This window comes from Afipia sp. MLSD5-FHT05B12, assembly GCF_058793355.1.
Genome location: NZ_JBXAFS010000025.1, coordinates 1 through 15,279, shown reverse-complemented (window position 1 = coordinate 15,279; position 15,279 = coordinate 1). Strand labels below are relative to the sequence as shown.

At 58.4% G+C, this 15,279-nt stretch carries 17 protein-coding genes; 9 read left to right on the top strand and 8 right to left on the bottom strand.

The window, feature by feature from the left end; genetic code table 11:
- Positions 1 to 44: 44 nt before the first annotated feature.
- From AC1Q6J_RS21010 to gcvA, 4 genes are all read right to left on the bottom strand, one after another.
- Positions 45 to 947, bottom strand: a complete 903-nt coding sequence (locus tag AC1Q6J_RS21010) for an NAD(P)-dependent oxidoreductase (RefSeq protein ID WP_492281092.1) — start codon at positions 945 to 947, stop codon at positions 45 to 47.
- Between the two features lie 184 nt (positions 948 to 1,131).
- Complete coding sequence (locus AC1Q6J_RS21005) at positions 1,132 to 1,482, bottom strand: antibiotic biosynthesis monooxygenase family protein (RefSeq protein WP_492281091.1); 351 nt, start codon at positions 1,480 to 1,482, stop codon at positions 1,132 to 1,134.
- 115 nt (positions 1,483 to 1,597) lie between these two features.
- Positions 1,598 to 2,365, bottom strand: a complete 768-nt coding sequence (locus AC1Q6J_RS21000; RefSeq protein ID WP_492281090.1) for an isocitrate lyase/PEP mutase family protein — start codon at positions 2,363 to 2,365, stop codon at positions 1,598 to 1,600.
- 174 nt (positions 2,366 to 2,539) lie between these two features.
- Positions 2,540 to 3,424 carry a transcriptional regulator GcvA gene (gene gcvA / locus AC1Q6J_RS20995; RefSeq protein ID WP_492281089.1) on the bottom strand — a complete coding sequence of 295 codons (885 nt, stop codon included), beginning with the start codon at positions 3,422 to 3,424 and terminating at the stop codon, positions 2,540 to 2,542.
- A 151-nt stretch (positions 3,425 to 3,575) separates the two neighbouring features.
- On the opposite strand from gcvA, the gene AC1Q6J_RS20990 reads away from it, so the two are divergent.
- Positions 3,576 to 4,379, top strand: coding sequence for a crotonase/enoyl-CoA hydratase family protein (locus AC1Q6J_RS20990; RefSeq protein ID WP_492281088.1), 804 nt, complete (start codon positions 3,576 to 3,578; stop codon positions 4,377 to 4,379).
- 44 nt (positions 4,380 to 4,423) lie between these two features.
- On the opposite strand, the gene AC1Q6J_RS20985 is transcribed toward AC1Q6J_RS20990, so the two are convergent.
- The 3 genes from AC1Q6J_RS20985 to AC1Q6J_RS20975 form a co-directional block, all read right to left on the bottom strand.
- The gene (locus tag AC1Q6J_RS20985) at positions 4,424 to 5,320 is read right to left on the bottom strand and encodes a ketopantoate reductase family protein (RefSeq protein WP_492281087.1); all 897 of its coding nucleotides are present in this window, start codon (positions 5,318 to 5,320) and stop codon (positions 4,424 to 4,426) included.
- A gap of 37 nt (positions 5,321 to 5,357) precedes the next feature.
- The gene (locus AC1Q6J_RS20980) at positions 5,358 to 6,161 is read right to left on the bottom strand and encodes a dienelactone hydrolase family protein (RefSeq protein ID WP_492281086.1); all 804 of its coding nucleotides are present in this window, start codon (positions 6,159 to 6,161) and stop codon (positions 5,358 to 5,360) included.
- Between the two features lie 151 nt (positions 6,162 to 6,312).
- Positions 6,313 to 6,780, bottom strand: a complete 468-nt coding sequence (locus AC1Q6J_RS20975) for a tautomerase family protein (protein WP_492281085.1) — start codon at positions 6,778 to 6,780, stop codon at positions 6,313 to 6,315.
- Between the two features lie 70 nt (positions 6,781 to 6,850).
- On the opposite strand from AC1Q6J_RS20975, the gene AC1Q6J_RS20970 reads away from it, so the two are divergent.
- Entirely contained in the window at positions 6,851 to 7,342 is a 492-nt protein-coding gene (locus tag AC1Q6J_RS20970; RefSeq protein WP_492281084.1) for a winged helix-turn-helix transcriptional regulator, read from the top strand.
- 390 nt (positions 7,343 to 7,732) lie between these two features.
- Here the strand turns inward: AC1Q6J_RS20970 and AC1Q6J_RS20965 are convergent, their stop codons facing one another.
- Positions 7,733 to 8,416, bottom strand: coding sequence for a GntR family transcriptional regulator (locus AC1Q6J_RS20965; protein ID WP_492281083.1), 684 nt, complete (start codon positions 8,414 to 8,416; stop codon positions 7,733 to 7,735).
- 122 nt (positions 8,417 to 8,538) lie between these two features.
- Here AC1Q6J_RS20965 and dctP point away from each other — a divergent pair, with 122 nt between their 5' ends.
- Genes dctP through AC1Q6J_RS20930 form a run of 7 tightly spaced genes read left to right on the top strand, consistent with a single transcriptional unit; the run spans position 8,539 to position 15,065 of the window.
- Complete coding sequence (gene dctP, locus AC1Q6J_RS20960; protein ID WP_492281082.1) at positions 8,539 to 9,558, top strand: TRAP transporter substrate-binding protein DctP; 1,020 nt, start codon at positions 8,539 to 8,541, stop codon at positions 9,556 to 9,558.
- Positions 9,555 to 10,112 (top strand): TRAP transporter small permease, encoded by a 558-nt coding sequence (locus tag AC1Q6J_RS20955; protein ID WP_492281081.1) that lies wholly within the window; start codon positions 9,555 to 9,557, stop codon positions 10,110 to 10,112. The genes dctP and AC1Q6J_RS20955 overlap by 4 nt, the downstream gene beginning before the upstream one ends.
- Positions 10,109 to 11,464 carry a TRAP transporter large permease gene (locus tag AC1Q6J_RS20950; RefSeq protein ID WP_492281080.1) on the top strand — a complete coding sequence of 452 codons (1,356 nt, stop codon included), beginning with the start codon at positions 10,109 to 10,111 and terminating at the stop codon, positions 11,462 to 11,464. Before AC1Q6J_RS20955 ends, AC1Q6J_RS20950 begins: the two co-directional genes overlap by 4 nt.
- Before the next feature lie 18 nt (positions 11,465 to 11,482).
- A complete protein-coding gene (locus AC1Q6J_RS20945; protein WP_492281079.1) occupies positions 11,483 to 12,889 on the top strand; it encodes a malonyl-CoA decarboxylase in 1,407 nt (468 codons plus the stop codon).
- Positions 12,886 to 14,409: a malonate--CoA ligase gene (locus AC1Q6J_RS20940; protein WP_492281078.1), complete on the top strand. Its 1,524-nt coding sequence runs from the start codon at positions 12,886 to 12,888 to the stop codon at positions 14,407 to 14,409. Before AC1Q6J_RS20945 ends, AC1Q6J_RS20940 begins: the two co-directional genes overlap by 4 nt.
- Positions 14,410 to 14,435: 26 nt before the next feature.
- Positions 14,436 to 14,642 carry a hypothetical protein gene (locus AC1Q6J_RS20935; protein WP_492281077.1) on the top strand — a complete coding sequence of 69 codons (207 nt, stop codon included), beginning with the start codon at positions 14,436 to 14,438 and terminating at the stop codon, positions 14,640 to 14,642.
- Between the two features lie 60 nt (positions 14,643 to 14,702).
- Positions 14,703 to 15,065: a nuclear transport factor 2 family protein gene (locus AC1Q6J_RS20930; protein ID WP_492281076.1), complete on the top strand. Its 363-nt coding sequence runs from the start codon at positions 14,703 to 14,705 to the stop codon at positions 15,063 to 15,065.
- Positions 15,066 to 15,279: the final 214 nt, after the last annotated feature.

Here is a 15,279-nt window from a genome sequence, read left to right as displayed (position 1 = left end):
GTGAAGCTCAATCGAGCGAATGAGAAGCGAAAGCACCGACTGCTCTACGACCTGAGCTTCTTTCGGTCAATTCCATGCATCGTCTCAAGCACAGCACAGACCGCTGCCGTGTCTTGCTCCCGGCGTCCGAGCGCAGAACCTGCGTGGTAGACTTGCGATGCTGCCGCATAGACCGGCAATGCACAGTCGAGATCCGCCGCGAAAGCGTCAATGATTGATATATCCTTGAGCTGCATACGGATCGTCGCGGTCGGCTCGTCATAACTTTCATCGCGCATCAAGGGGCCGCGCATCTGAAACATCCGCGAGGTGCCTGCACTGTCCGCGAGCGTATCGTAGACAACGGCGGGCTCTATACCAGCCTTCATACCCAGAACCATGGCTTCCGCCGCCGCCACATTATGGATCGTGACAAGATGATTGGCGATGTACTTCATAATGCTGCCACGGCCGAACGGCCCAAGGTAATGCTGTACACGGGACATGCCGGCGAAAACCGGAGCGCAAAGCTCAAAAGCCTTCTTGTCGCCGCTGCCCAGAATCACGAGGTCCTTTGCGACCGCCTGCGCACCCGTTCCACTAATCGGACAATCGAGGAGAATCTTGCCATTCTTCGCCATGATATCGAACGCGGCCTGCTTGATATCGAGCGGCAACGTGGAACATTCGATGACGATCTGACCGACCCCATCGGCCTGAGCGATGCCATCGACGCCGCTAATCACCTCAGTCAACGCTTCGGCCGTCGGCAACGACATGATGATGATCGGCGCCGCTTCGGCAACGGCACGAGGAGATGTCAGCGCCTGCCCTCCGAAAGTAATAAGACGCTCGGCTGCCGATGTCACAGGATCATAGCCAACGACGGTAAAACCAGCCTCGCGCAGATTGCGCGCCATTGCGGTGCCCATAATCCCGACGCCAACAATACCAACATTCTGATTCATTCTGCGCGCCTCTCGTCAACAGCATGGTTGTGACGCGCAATATCAGCAAGGGTCTTGATCTGACAACAGCAAACTGCCGGAGCGGAAACCCCGAGTTCACGCATTCAGGTTATGGCACAGGCCTTCTAACCGGAAAGGCGAAGAGAAATCTTCTGCAAGTCAGGGGTTGGTTGCGCAGCGACTGCTAAATCGGCGAATGCGCAACCTTGCTATCGGCAGGCGCCTGCTCGCGGTCCGTCATCCCGTAGTCGCGCAAGACGGCAGCAACGCGCAGCCGGTAGTTCGTAAAAACATCCTTGCGGCTGTTTGACTGGACACCGCGATGGACCTCCCAATTCCGGAAAGCGGTTACCGCCTCCTCATCCCGCCATATCGAAAGCGCGAGTAACTTGCCTGGATTCGAGAAACTCTGAAATCGTTCGATTGAGATAAAGCCATCCATCTTCTCCAGCTGCGGACCGAGCTTCGCTCCCATGTCGAGGTAACTCTGCATCTTTCCCGGCGCCGGCCATGATTCAAAGATAACTGCAATCATAATTGCCTCTTGATTGGTTTGACTGGAGGGACCGCTTCAACTCGGGAGCGGTCAACAAAACGAGATTCTAACCCGACCAAACGCGGGCTAGAGGGAAGAAGGTTGGATTCTCGCATTATCGTCGCGGCGGTAATCGCCCTTCGTCGAGCAACATCTTTGCGGCGGCATCAAAGCCTCTCCACGCAGCTGCGGCAAGAGAGCCTCCAGAGCTAATCCGGCGGACTCCAACGGCAGCGAGATCAGCCACGCTCGGACTGGGGCCCGTTATCATGACATTGACCGGCTTGGGCCTGACGGCCGCAACAATACTCGCGATGTCCGTCAGCTCCTTTACGCCCGGTGCATAGAGACAATCAGCACCTGCCTCTGAATATGCGACAAGACGGGCAATCGTATCCGAGCGATCTGGCCGTCCGATAAAATATCCTTCTGATCGCCCGACAAGAATGACATCTTCGCCGGATTGATCGATGGCGCGTCTTGCCGCGCGAACCCGCTCAACAGCTATCGAGAAGTCAAGAAGGTCCGGGCCATTCCGATCCTCGAGCGAAAGCCCGGAAACCCCGGTATCAATAGCCATCAGAACATTGGCAAACACTCCATCAGCGTGATCCGCATAGCCGGTTTCAAAATCTGCGTTGACCGGCAGGTCGGTGGCGGCGCAAAGGGTCCGCAGATGACCCAGCATTTCATCCCGCGATACCTGACCATCCTCCCGCCCAATTGACCACGCAAAGCCCGCTCCTGTCGAAGCCAACGCTTTAAATCCGAGCTTTTCCAATCTTCGCGCGCCCCCGGTATCCCAGGGATTTGGAAGAACGAAACAACCGTCCTGATGAAGAGCGCGAAAGCGCGCCCGCTTCGCCGCATTACGAGAAGACATTAAACTCGCTCCAGCTCCAACACGCAGACTCAACACCTCCCTTGTTCGAAGGCTGAAGGAGAGCGCGGGACATTAAAATTGAACCAGCCTCAAGCTAGCGATCAGTCGGGAGGAAGACTAACGCCTCAAACGACACATTCAATTGAATGATACTGCAAACCAGACGAGTGCAATTCACCCGACCGGCGCTGCGGCCTCGCTGAGTATCCATGAGCGGAAGGCGGCAATTCGTGGATCGTCGGCCCTGCTTTCCGCGCCGACCAGCCAGTAAGAAGTCGTGCTGCAAACGGCCTGCCATACTTCGACGAGGTCACCGGAAGCCAGTTCCGAATTGACCAGAGGCCTTCGTCCAATAGCGACGCCTAAGCCTTGGCGTGCGGCTTCGAACGCCATCTGTATTGTATCGAACTGTAGTCCCTTCGCAGGATCCGGCCCTGGACGGCCCGCTTCACGCGCCCATGCCTCCCAATCCTCACTGACTGTTGTCACGTGGATCAGCGGAGCTTCCTCAATATTCGCAAGATCACGCACGCGACCGTAGATAAGGGGCGAGCACACCGGAACCATCTCTTCCGTCAACAGCCTGTCGGCAACGACGCCCTGCCAATTGCCTTTTCCCATTCGAATAGCAAGGTCAACGCCGATCTCAGACAACTCGGTTCGTTGTTGAGCCGTATCGATGATGACGTGAATCTCCGGATGGAGCTCGCGAAATTTTTGGAGTCTTGGTAGCAGCCAGCGGACGGCGAATGTAGGCGCCGTACTGATCGAGAGCTGACCAAGGCTGGACCTCCCGGCAATTTTCGCACTCCCGTTCGCCAGCAATTCGAGAGCCTGCTGAACGATCGGATAGTACGCAGTTCCAGCCTCCGAAAGCACGAGCCCCTTCGTGGTTCGTATAAAAAGCGAAGCTCCCAGCCACGCCTCAAGGGATTGGATGCCATGGCTGACCGCGCTGGGCGTGAGCAGAAGCTCTTCGGCCGCATTCTTGAAGCTGAGCAACCGAGCCGATGCCTCGAACAGACGAAGCGCGTTCAATGGGGGCAGCCGAAGGCGCATAGCCCGTTCCTCTTCAAGACTGATTGTAACTTATCAGCATCACGGCTGTCTGCCGAAGTGAACATTTCTCATGCATCGGAGAAGATTATCAATTTGTCTGCCCCCGGTAATGGCTGCAACGTCCGGTCAACTCACGACAAGGAAGATAATCATGACCACGTCCGCCGAACGCCCCGTCCTGATCGAAACAGAGAATGGCATCGCCACGCTTACCCTCAACCGCCCGAACAAACTCAATGCCTTGAACTATGAGACGATCGATGCAATTCAGCAGCACCTCGACGCCATCGAACGGGACGACTCGATCCGAATCGTAATCTTGACCGGAGCCGGCGAGAAAGCCTTCAGCGCAGGCGCTGACATTGCTGGATTCTCGTCGAGCGTTGAAGCCGGCATGACAACGGCGATGCGCGATTTTGTGGGGCGTGGACAAGCCCTCACCAGACGTGTCGAAAATTTTCCAAAGCCGATTATCGCAGCCGTCAATGGCCTTGCCTTCGGCGGCGGATGCGAAGTCGTCGAAGCGTGTCCGCTCGCTATCGCAAGCGACCGTTCCCGCTTTGCCAAACCGGAGATCAACCTCGGCTTCCCTCCCCCGTTCGGCGGAACGCAGCGTCTGCCACGCCACATTGGCAGAAAGCGCGCGTTGCAACTGATTTTGACTGGCGAATCGATCTCCGCGGAAGAAGCCGCGCGCATTGGACTCGTCAATGAAGTCGTGCCGCATGTCCAGCTTCTGACACGAGCAAAGAGTCTCGCCGCGGCAATTATCGAGAAATCTCCAATCGCCGTCAGTGCCTGCCTCGCGAGCGTCACGCGTGGCATTAACCTTTCCATCGACGAGGGATTGGCCGTGGAGGCCAATCAGTTCGCACGCGTTGTACACACACATGATATCCGCGAAGGAATCAATGCGTTCCTCGAGCGCCGGCCTGCGCACTTCAATGGACATTGATACCCCCGATTGGCCGGCAGGCGCCAGCCTGTCGGCCAGTCGGATTACTCATCGGCTTTTTCTTCAAGCAACTTGACCATGACGAGGAGCGTCAGATTGGCCGGCGTTGGAATCGAAAGCTCCCCTCCCTTTCGAACGACATACCCGTTCAGATAGTCTATCTCCGATTTCTTGCCACGCGCCAGATCTTGCGCCGTGGATGAGTATTGATTTGGCATTGAGTCGGCCAAGGCCAACACGGCCTCACCGATGTTCCCCGGCACGGCAACGCCCAAAGCCGATGCGACCGCCGCGCATTCACGTACAACACTTCTGATGACTTCCGTTACCCCGTTGACTTTGAACAGCCGCCCGTAAGGCAGTTGCGCGACCGCCGACAACGCGTTGTATGCACAGTTCGTAATGAGCTTGACCCAAAGTTCATCGGCAACCTTGTCGGAGACCGCTGTAGGTACGCCAGCCTGTGTGAAGATTGCCGCGATACCTGTACTTGATGGCGAAGCGCCGATGATCAACTCGCCCCTGCCATGATGCCTGACATGACCGGGTCCAGCCATTTCGGCCGCGACGTAGACGATCGCTGGCACAGCAGCCTGATCAATCGTGGCTTGCAGGCGATCGGCATTGTCGACACCGTTCTGCAAACACAAGACCACCGCACCGTGCTTCAAGTGAGGTGCGATCAGACACCCTGCGGCTTCCGTGTCAGCCGATTTCACGCAAAACAGAACGACGTCCGCATTCGTGACACCAGCGGCGTCGGTCGTGGCAAATACCTGCACATGATCCTTGAACTCGCGGTGTTCGAGCAAGAGGCCATGCTGCCTGATCGCTTCCACATGTTGAGACCGGCCTATCAGTGTCACTGCATTCCCGGCCCTTGCGAGCATTGCACCGAAATAGCAGCCGACGGCGCCGGCGCCCATAACCGCAATTTTCATGCTCCGCCTCGAACCAGTTAAGACCGCATGTATTTAGTCATGAATTGAGCCGGCGAGCAAAGAACGACAGGATCTCGTCTCGCGCGGCAATGGTCGGCTGCCCCGCTTCGTCGATCAGGTGCGCTGTCACCACGCTGTGGGGAGTGGTGACATGGGTTGCGAAGAATGGAGGCAAGTCCGTATTGGCTGCGCTATCCGGGAGTACGTGGGTCACAAAACGGTCGCCGAGCGCTTCGGAAAAGGCGGCAAATCGCTGGGCTCTGCAAAACTTGTCTCCCGCGAAGCGATAAGCCATGACCGTGAGATCGTCCCTCTCGAGACGCTCCCGAACTGCGGCAAGTTCGTCAGTGGACATGCCGGTAGCAGCTGGATCGTTCAACGGTAACGACGGCTGGGACACGACGGGCGCCAGCATTGAGGATTCCAGCATCATTGAAAGCGCGAAGTTTCCCGTGAAGCACATTCCGATCGCACCTACTCCCGGGCCGCCACACTCCTCATGCGCATGTCGCGCCAGCGCCCGGAGCCATACAGTCACCGGACTGGATTCGTTGGCAGCAAACGCACGGAACTCGGCGCTGACGCAGGCTCGCTGAAAAACCATTGCGCCTTCCTCCGCGCCCGGCAAGGCGCCATCACGGCCGAACAGCGATGGCATGTACACAGTGAACCCTGCGTCGCGGACCCAGCGGCTGAAGCGAGCGACATGTGGGCTGATACCAGGCATTTCCGTCATGACGATCACAGCGGGTCCGGCTCCAGCGACATGCACGATCTTTGTGACGTCATTGAGCGTGATCTCCCGAGCCGTGAAATCCTCGAGAGCATCGTCCTTGTTCATTGACCGATCCGGCATCATCAGACTCCTTTGTTTAGTATCACAGGCTAGAGTGCTCGAAGAGCGGCTCCGCATCCGATGGACAGCGGCCAGCCTCAACGCATGAAGCGAGCAACCGGCCCTGCATCCCGCACAGCGGGGCTGCTTGTTGACGTCAACGACTGACGACAAGATGCTGCAAATGCTTGTAACCGGATGCGGCAGCGTGCTCGCGCAAACCCCAGAGGCTTCCGCCAACACCCCACATCCCATCCTCAACTTCGTCTATGATGATGGAGGTGCTGATCCTGCGCTTCTCCCCAGGGAGCGACTCAATGATGGCTCTATGCGCCAGTTCAACAAACCGCACCCGGCTTCGATCGTCGAGAACACCTTTGGCAAGGTTCACTGTGGCGACAAACGATATCAGCATGTCCGACAGATCGAGGCCGCCAAAAGTCCAGTTTCCGGCAGCCGCTTCCTCGATCATGACCATGCAAAGAGCGCGTTTCTTGGGATCGTCGGGGATTTGCTCGCATTCCGCGGCCGCCGAAACCAGATTTCTGGCCAGAGCGGCCTTGATTTCCGCGTTCAATACGCCGGCTGGAGCCTTTATCGTGATGAGAGGCATGTCATCTTCCATTGAGTCCAAATTATGAACTCAGGTTATAACTACCTAGATCCAATTTTGCAACTCAGATAAAGTGGCGCACATGACCGATACTCCCCTTATCCGCCGCTCACCTGTCCCGCCCGGCGATTGCAACCTCTGGAAAGCGTTTGGGCTGATCGGCGACCGCTGGATCTTGGTTATTCTCCGATCAGCGCTGTACGGGCTCAGGCGGTTCGATGACTTTCAGAACGAGCTGGAAATCCCCCGAAGCGTACTCAGCAATCGCCTCGCGCGGCTTGTCGAAGCCGGCGTCATGGAACGACAGGAATATCGCGAGGATGGGCAGCGGGCGCGGATTGAATATCCGCTCACCGACATGGGCCAGTCACTCAGCCTATCCTTCATGGCATTGACTGAATGGAGCGATCAGTGGATCGGCAACGGCTCCGGGCCTTTGACACTCCGATCAAAGACAACGGGACAAAAGCTCTTCGTCGCACTGGTTGACGAGCATGGGAAGCCGGTGAAGAAATCCGACATTGAGACGGTTATCACCCTCCCCTCGCGCCGATCCGCGAAGAACACTCGGTAGCAGCAACCGACGGATTGGTGGGCCCGGCAGGACTCGAACCTGCAACCAGACCGTTATGAGCGAGCCTATCAACCAAGACGATTGCGACAAATCAACGAGTTAGCGGATATTCGGTCACGTTTGTTTCTATCTATGGTGGTCGTTTCATTGGCGAAACACTGGTCATCAATAGATCCGATTAGAATTCCCACCAATGCTGACCGACACCCTGCGGCGTGGTCCGATCAAAATGTTAGTTCAGGATTTGACTATCTCCCTTGATGTTGACCAGACATAGCTTCAGGTGCCGGTGGTGGATGGTATCCAAGCGATGAGGACATACGGCGCGCTGGAGTGATGTCGCCAGTTTAAACCGGCGGTGAAAGATTCGACCGCAGGCGATGAACGCCCTTATTTCGTCCCACGCCTGCTTCCAGCGGCAGCCGATCGGCCATTCCCCGCCAGTCCGAGTACCATGTCCGAGAACCGCTCACCCTGCACCAGGACATGGTCGTGAAGCCGGCTTGCCGCCAGTTGCTCGTCACCGGCGCGGATCGCCTCAAGAATACCGGCATGCTCCTGCAGCGATTGCATAAGCCGGTTGCGCGCGCGCAGCTGGATGCGGCGATAAGCGCTCAACCGCTTGTGCAGTGCTAACGCCTGATCGGCCAGAAATTCGTTCCGGCTGGCGCGGTAGATCGCCTCGTGAAACAGGCGGTTCATTTCGTAATAGCGTTCGCTATCGCCTGCTTTCGCCGGAATTTCACAGCCCCGATGCGCTGCTTCAATGGCTGCTTCATGGTCGGGAGTCAGGCGACGTGCCGCAAGTCGCCCGCAGGCGCTTTCAATCTCCGCCATGGTTTCGAACATCTCGAACAATCTGGTCGGTGAAGGGACGCTGACGATCGCGCCGCGGCGTGGCCGAACATCGATGAAGCCTTCAGCACCAAGCTGAAGCAGTGCTTCCCGGATGGGGGTCCGCGACACTCCGAATCGCTCCGCCAACGAAGCTTCGTCCAGCCGATCGCCGGGGAGAAATTCCCCCGCAATTACAGCATCCTCGATCAACTGTTTCAGTCTGAAGGCTTGGCTCATTGCATACACCTACCCGATTTTTTCTATACCACGGGCTTGACAAAACATACATAATGCAATTCAATCTATATTGTATACAAAAATAGCAAATAAAAATGCAATAACACCATGGGAGGTATGGAATGAATATTTCAAGACGACGGGCTCTTGCGCTCGGAATCGCTGCGCCGGCCGTGCTCAAGTTCGAAAGTGTCCGCGCGGGAACAGCACTGAAAATCTCGCATCAGTTTCCTGGTGGCACTGCCACCGAGGGCGATTTTCGGGACCGGCTTTGCCGACGATTCGCGGCGCTGATCCAGGAGCGCAGCAAGGGAGCGATGACCGCAGACGTCTATCCCGGCTCATCGCTGATGAAGACCAACGCGCAGTTCTCGGCGATGCGGAAAGGCGCGCTCGACATGAGCCTCATACCAATTTCCTACGCCGGCGGCGATCTTCCCGAACTCAACATCGGTTTGATGCCGGGCCTCGTCACCGGTTACGACGAAGGCCTTGGCTGGAAGAACAAGCCAATCGGCCAGGAACTCAGCAAGTTTCTTTTGGCAAAGGGCGTCGTCATTGTCACCTGGATCTGGCAGGCAGGCGGTGCCGCCAGCCGCTCACGTCCACTGGTCGAAGTTGCCGATGCTAAAGGCATGAAGATCCGTGGCGGCTCGCGCGAGATGGATCTGGTGTTACAGGCCGCCGGCGCCTCCGTTCTTTCACTCCCCTCCAATGAACTCTATGCAGCAATACAGACCGGTGCCTGCGACGCCGCGCTCACCTCGTCCACAAGCCTGATGTCGTTCAGATTGGAAGAAATCGCCAAGCATCTGACAACCGGACGAGCCAAGAGCTACTGGTTCATGCTTGAGCCACTCCTCATGTCGAAGGCCGTGTTCGATCGTCTTTCCACCGAGGAACGCGACATCATCATGTCGGTCGGCGCCGAACTCGAAGAATACGGCCGCACCTCGGCCGTACAGGACGATATTCGCGTGGCAAAAGTCTATGAGGCAGCCGGCGCAACGATCCACGATCTCGATAGCGGTGTGATCAGGAATTGGAGAAACCTGGCGCGTGAAACAGCTTGGAAGGACTACACCAACAAGAGTGAAAACTGCGCTCGCCTGATCAAGCTTGCGATGGAGGCTGGATCATGAGTGCGCACGGTGTTGACCTCGACCATTCCGTCATTGTGACGGCATCGCGACCCGGCTCGATCATGGCGAATATCAACAACGCCATGGCCGTGTTGAACAAGATGATCGTTGTGATTTGCTCGATCGCCCTCATCGTCGCAAGCGCGATCCTAAGCTACAGCGTCGCTGCGCGCTATTTCTTCAATGCCGCAACCTATTGGCAGGATGAGGCCGCGGTCTTCCTGCTCGTCGGCGGCACGTTCCTGTCGACCGCCTTCGTTCAATCCAGCCGCGGCCATATCGGAATCGAGGCATTTACCGGCTATCTGTCGCCCCATGGAAACGCCATCCGAAGGCTTGTAGTGGATGCGGCAAGCGTTCTGTTCTGCAGCTTCTTCTCCTGGAAATCCTGGACACTGTTGCACGAGGCGTGGGTCGATGGGCAGGTCTCTGGATCAACTTGGGCACCACCCTTGTGGATTCCCTACTTCACAATGGCACTCGGCATGACGCTGCTGACACTGCAGATCGCGATCCAGTTCGTATCAGCGATCGACGGATGGAGGGGCAAATGAACACGTTTGCCATCGGAATGATGTATGGCGGCGCGACGCTTGCCATCATGGCCTCGGGCATGCCGATTGCGCTCGCGCTCGGCACGGTCGCCGTCATCTTCATGTACTTCTTCATGCCCGGCGCATCGCTCGATACGGTGACGCAGAACGTCTATGAAGAAATGGCCTCGATCACGTTGCTTGCTATTCCGCTTTTCATTCTGAAAGGCGCCGCGATCGGCAAGTCAAAAGCCGGACAGGATCTCTACAGTGCGTTGCATGTCTGGATGGGGCGCATTCCGGGCGGGCTCGGAATCGCCAACGTCTTTGCCTGCGCACTGTTCGCGGCGATGGCAGGATCGTCTCCAGCGACCTGCTCTGCTATCGGCTCGGCCGGCATTCCGGAGATGCGCAAGCGTGGATATTCCGGCGGCTTTGCTGCGGGTATCATTGCAGCCGGCGGAACGCTGGGAATCCTGCTGCCGCCCTCGATCACGATGATCCTCTACGCTGTTGCGGCGGAGCAGTCGCTCGGGCGCCTGTTTCTCGCCGGGATCGGCCCGGGGCTTTTTCTGGTTCTGCTGTTTGCGACCTACGCGGTCCTGAAGTTCAAGGCCGAATACGCTGCAGCGCGGCGAGCCTATCAGGCAGATCTCGAACAGCACGCAATCCTGTCGCAAGAGCGATTCACGATGGCGGCGCGGTTCGGCGCGCTGCCGCGTGTCCTACCCTTCATTGTTCTGCTCAGTGGTGTGATGATCGCGCTGTATGGCGGCTACGCGACGCCATCGGAAACTGCGGGCCTCGGCGGAATCCTCGCACTGGCCCTGATCGCCTCGATTTACGGAGTGTGGCGCTCGGCCGATCTCAGGCCGATCCTGGAATCGACGCTGAGAGAATCGACCATGCTGATGCTGATTATCGGCATGTCGCTGCTCTACTCATACGTTATGAGCTATCTCCATATCAGCCAGGCAGCGGCTCAGGCGATCGTTGCGATGCAGCTCTCAAAATGGGTTCTACTCGGAACGATCCTGGTGTTGGTGGTGGTACTCGGCTTCTTCCTGCCGCCGGTCTCCATCATCCTGATGACCGCGCCCATCATCCTGCCGCCGCTGAAGGATGCGGGCTTCGACCTGATCTGGTTCGGCGTGGTGATGACCATCGTGATGGAGATGGGCCTTATCCATCCGCCGGTTGGCCTCAACATCTTCGTCATCCGGAACATCGCACCGGACATTCCCTTACGCGACGTAATCTGGGGAACGCTGCCCTTCGTTCTGCTCATGGCACTGGCCGTTGTGATGCTCTGCTTCGTTCCCTCGATCTCCACCTGGTTACCCAATCTGGTCATGGGACCGCCTACCCGATAATCAAAACGGTGACGAGCCATGTTGAAAGATATCAAGTCCACGGGAATAGCAGCGCCCGAATTCCTGCAAGGGTTGATCGAGACGCTGACCGAGCGCGGCCGCGCCGTGCTCGGCAGGAAGCCGCTGCGCGAGCCGGCCGAGGATCGTGATCTCGAAGTCCTGGGCGAAGCGCTGCTGTCGCGGCGCGGGGAAGCATCAGGCGTCGCGCTGGCGCAATCGCTGCTCTGTGCCTTCGCAGACGCTGCAGAGCCGCAGCGACTGAAGTTCCTCTCTTCGCTTGCCGACCGGTTCGGGCCCGACCGCCGCGCGATCGAGCTCGCGGTCGCCGCCTATCAGCGCAAGGCGGACGGTGACCGCAGCAACCTCGAAGCGCTGCACACCGCGGCTGAGCCGCGTCGGCAGGAATTGATCCGGCGCCTCAACCTCGCCCCGGGCGGCACCGCCGCCCTAGTGCGAATGCGCCAAGTTCTACTATCGCTGCTTCCAGCTCATCCCGAGTTGCAGGCGGTCGACGATGATTTTGTTCACCTCTTCTCGTCCTGGTTCAATCGCGGATTTCTCGTGCTGCGCCCGATCGACTGGAATACGTCCGCCAGCATCCTGGAGAAGATCATCCGGTACGAGGCGGTCCACGCCATCCAGGACTGGGACGATTTGCGCAACCGCCTCGAGCCCTCGGACCGGCGCTGCTACGCCTTCTTCCACCCGCAGCTCATCAACGAGCCGCTGATCTTCGTCGAGGTCGCGCTCACAAAAGATATCCCGGGTGCGATCGGCCCGCTGCTCGACAAGTCGCGCCGGGCGATCGCCGCGCGCGAAGCCACCACAGCGGTGTTCTACTCGATCTCGAACACGCAAAAGGGTCTTGCCGGCGTGACCTTCGGCAACTTCCTGATCAAGCAGGTGGTGCAGGATCTCGCGCGGGAGCTGCCCAACCTGAAGACCTTCGTCACCCTGTCGCCAGGCCCGGGCTTTGCGGGCTGGGTCCGTCGCGAGCTCAAGACCGAAGCCTCGCCGGCGCTCGACGAGGAGACCCGCCGCGCGCTCGCAGCGCTAGAAGAGGGCGACAACATCGAAGCGGCGAAGGATGCCCTGACCTCGCTTGCCGCCTACTACTTCCTGAAGGCGAAGCAGTCGTCCGGCAAGCCGGTCGATCCCGTCGCCCGCTTCCATCTCGGCAACGGCGCCCGCCTCGAGCGACTCAACTTTCTCGGCGATCCGTCCGAGAAGGGGGTGAAGCAATCGTTCGGGATGATGGTCAACTATCTCTACGCGCTCGATCACATCGAGGCCAACCACGAGGCTTTTGCCGAGCATGGCACCGTCGTCGCCGCCGACGCCGTGAAAAAATCGCTGTGGGTGAATTTGTCGTCGCGCGATCTCGTCCCCGGTAACCAAACCCAATCGCGAAAGAGCACATCATGACCTGGAACCTGTACGATCGTCTGCTGGCCTCTGTGGATTCCGATTCGGCGATCTGCATAGAGAAAGAGGATGGCTCCGCGCTGAGCCATGCCGACCTTGCCCACCTCAGCGGCTCGTTCGCCAACTACCTCGCAAGCATCGGCGTCGGTGCCGGGCACCGCGTCGCGGCCAAGGTAGAAAAATCGGTCGAGGCCATCGCGCTGTATCTCGCGACGCTTCGGGCAGGTGCGGTCTATCTGCCGCTCAACACGGCCTACACTGCGGCAGAAGCGGAATATTTTATCCGCGATGCACAGCCGACCTTGATCGTCTGCGATCCCAGGGAAGCTTCCGATCTACGTGCCATCGCGGCGATGGCGGGTGGGCGCGTCGAGACTCTCGATCAGAACGGCCATGGATCGTTCGTCGACGCGGCTTCCGCTTTCCCGACCCATTTTGATACGGTGCGGCGAGACAAGGACGATCTCGCAGCCATCCTCTATACGTCCGGCACCACCGGCCGCTCCAAGGGAGCCATGCTGACGCATGGCAATCTGGTCTCGAACGCCATGACGCTCGTTCAGGAATGGCACTACTCGCGTGACGACGTCCTGATCCACGCGCTGCCGATCTTCCATATCCATGGTCTGTTTGTAGCCTGCAACGTGACATTCGCCGCCCGCGCGCGCCTGATCTTCATGCAGAAGTTCGATGCCGAACGAATCCTCGATGCGATGGCGCGGGCCACGGTGCTGATGGGTGTGCCGACCTTCTATGTTCGCTTGCTGCAGAGTACCAATCTGAACGAGCAGTCGACCGCCAAAATGAGATTATTCGTCGCCGGCTCCGCCCCCCTCCTGGCGGAGACTCATCGCGACTGGAAAGCGCGGACGGGTCACGAAATCCTCGAGCGCTACGGCATGACCGAGACCGGCATGATCGCTTCCAATCCGTATGACGGTCCACGTATCGCCGGCTCGGTGGGTCGCGCCCTGCCCGCGGTCCAGGTTCGGGTCGCAGATCCCGATAGCGGCGCGCGGCTCCTCACGGGTGAAGTCGGAATGATCGAGGTGAAGGGCCCGAACGTGTTTTCCGGCTACTGGAACATGCCGGAGAAGACCGCTTCCGAATTCCGACCCGACGGCTACTTCATCACCGGCGACCTCGGCAAGCTCGACTCGCAGGGATATCTCCATATCGTCGGCCGCGGCAAGGATCTGATCATCACCGGCGGCTTTAACGTCTATCCGAAGGAGATCGAGACCGAGATCGACGCGATCCCGGGCGTATCCGAAAGCGCGGTGATCGGCGTTCCCCACGCCGACTTTGGCGAAGGTGTCACCGCCGCCGTGGTGCGGGCGCCCGGATCGGCCGTGGACGAACACGCCATCCTCGATGCGCTGTCGGGAAGGCTGGCAAAATTCAAGCAGCCCAAGCACGTTATCTTTGTCGACACATTGCCGCGCAACACCATGGGCAAGGTGCAGAAGAACCTGCTGCGGGAGCGCTTTGTCGATCTCTATTCAGCGAAGGCCGAATAAAAAGGGCCCCCTCCACGCCCGAGCGCATGAACGGCCTCATCCTTGGCGGCGTCGATGAGATGCGCCAACACATGACCAAGGTCGGCGTCGAAATCGCGGGCCAGAATCATTTCTACCTGAGAACTGCGGTTGTCGACCGCAAGGATGGCGGCAAGACTGATGTCGAAACTCTGATGGCCGAATTTCTCTACGCGAGGCTTGGCCTCGCCGATCTCACAAAAGCGGAAGCATAGTAGCGCGAGCACCTGATGCAAAAGAACAATAACGAGCTAACTTCAATGACGATCCCGCAAATGACAATTGATGTCCTTCAAGCCTTCGCGGACGCATGGAACCGGCATGACATCGACGCCCTCATGTCCTTCATGACCGACGATTGCGTGTTCGAGTCTGGCACTGGCAACGACGTATCTGGGACCACATTTGAAGGCCGCGAGGCTGTCCGCCGCGGCTTCATGCTGGCCTGGCAGACGGTCCCCGATGCACGCTGGAAGAACGCCCGCCACTTTATCAGCGGCGAGCGCGGCGTTTCGGAATGGACATTTACCGGCACAAACACAGGCGGTCAGTATATCGAGGTCAAGGGATGCGACATTTTCCACTTCCGCGGCGATAAGATCGTCAGGAAGAATTCGTTTCGAAAACAGCGCATGTAACGACGGGCAGGTTCCGAAATGGGCGGCGCGGACAGCCGGATCGTGCGAGGCCGATGCCCCGTTCGCCACTGTCCGAACCTGATATTTCAGCGAAACGGGCACACCGTCCGCAAGACCGAGCGGCTTACCGCGCTGGTGTGCGAGATTTCGGAATCATTCATTGCGGCAACCGGCCCTTGATTTTTGCAAGACCTGCAGCCGCGCAGGCCTCGTC

What these genes read in the sequence shown, in the direction of transcription:
- AC1Q6J_RS21005 (WP_492281091.1), bottom strand. Translation starts at nt 1,482, where the DNA reads ATGATTGCAGTTATCTTTGAATCATGGCCGGCGCCGGGAAAGATGCAG.
- AC1Q6J_RS20940 (WP_492281078.1), top strand. Translation starts at nt 12,886, where the DNA reads ATGACCTGGAACCTGTACGATCGTCTGCTGGCCTCTGTGGATTCCGAT.
- AC1Q6J_RS20950 (WP_492281080.1), top strand. Translation starts at nt 10,109, where the DNA reads ATGAACACGTTTGCCATCGGAATGATGTATGGCGGCGCGACGCTTGCC.
- AC1Q6J_RS21010 (WP_492281092.1), bottom strand. Translation starts at nt 947, where the DNA reads ATGAATCAGAATGTTGGTATTGTTGGCGTCGGGATTATGGGCACCGCA.
- AC1Q6J_RS20955 (WP_492281081.1), top strand. Translation starts at nt 9,555, where the DNA reads ATGAGTGCGCACGGTGTTGACCTCGACCATTCCGTCATTGTGACGGCA.
- AC1Q6J_RS20965 (WP_492281083.1), bottom strand. Translation starts at nt 8,416, where the DNA reads ATGAGCCAAGCCTTCAGACTGAAACAGTTGATCGAGGATGCTGTAATT.
- AC1Q6J_RS20985 (WP_492281087.1), bottom strand. Translation starts at nt 5,320, where the DNA reads ATGAAAATTGCGGTTATGGGCGCCGGCGCCGTCGGCTGCTATTTCGGT.
- AC1Q6J_RS20980 (WP_492281086.1), bottom strand. Translation starts at nt 6,161, where the DNA reads ATGAACAAGGACGATGCTCTCGAGGATTTCACGGCTCGGGAGATCACG.
- AC1Q6J_RS20990 (WP_492281088.1), top strand. Translation starts at nt 3,576, where the DNA reads ATGACCACGTCCGCCGAACGCCCCGTCCTGATCGAAACAGAGAATGGC.
- AC1Q6J_RS20945 (WP_492281079.1), top strand. Translation starts at nt 11,483, where the DNA reads ATGTTGAAAGATATCAAGTCCACGGGAATAGCAGCGCCCGAATTCCTG.
- AC1Q6J_RS20935 (WP_492281077.1), top strand. Translation starts at nt 14,436, where the DNA reads ATGAACGGCCTCATCCTTGGCGGCGTCGATGAGATGCGCCAACACATG.
- AC1Q6J_RS20930 (WP_492281076.1), top strand. Translation starts at nt 14,703, where the DNA reads ATGACAATTGATGTCCTTCAAGCCTTCGCGGACGCATGGAACCGGCAT.
- gcvA (WP_492281089.1), bottom strand. Translation starts at nt 3,424, where the DNA reads ATGCGCCTTCGGCTGCCCCCATTGAACGCGCTTCGTCTGTTCGAGGCA.
- AC1Q6J_RS20970 (WP_492281084.1), top strand. Translation starts at nt 6,851, where the DNA reads ATGACCGATACTCCCCTTATCCGCCGCTCACCTGTCCCGCCCGGCGAT.
- AC1Q6J_RS21000 (WP_492281090.1), bottom strand. Translation starts at nt 2,365, where the DNA reads ATGTCTTCTCGTAATGCGGCGAAGCGGGCGCGCTTTCGCGCTCTTCAT.
- AC1Q6J_RS20975 (WP_492281085.1), bottom strand. Translation starts at nt 6,780, where the DNA reads ATGGAAGATGACATGCCTCTCATCACGATAAAGGCTCCAGCCGGCGTA.
- dctP (WP_492281082.1), top strand. Translation starts at nt 8,539, where the DNA reads ATGAATATTTCAAGACGACGGGCTCTTGCGCTCGGAATCGCTGCGCCG.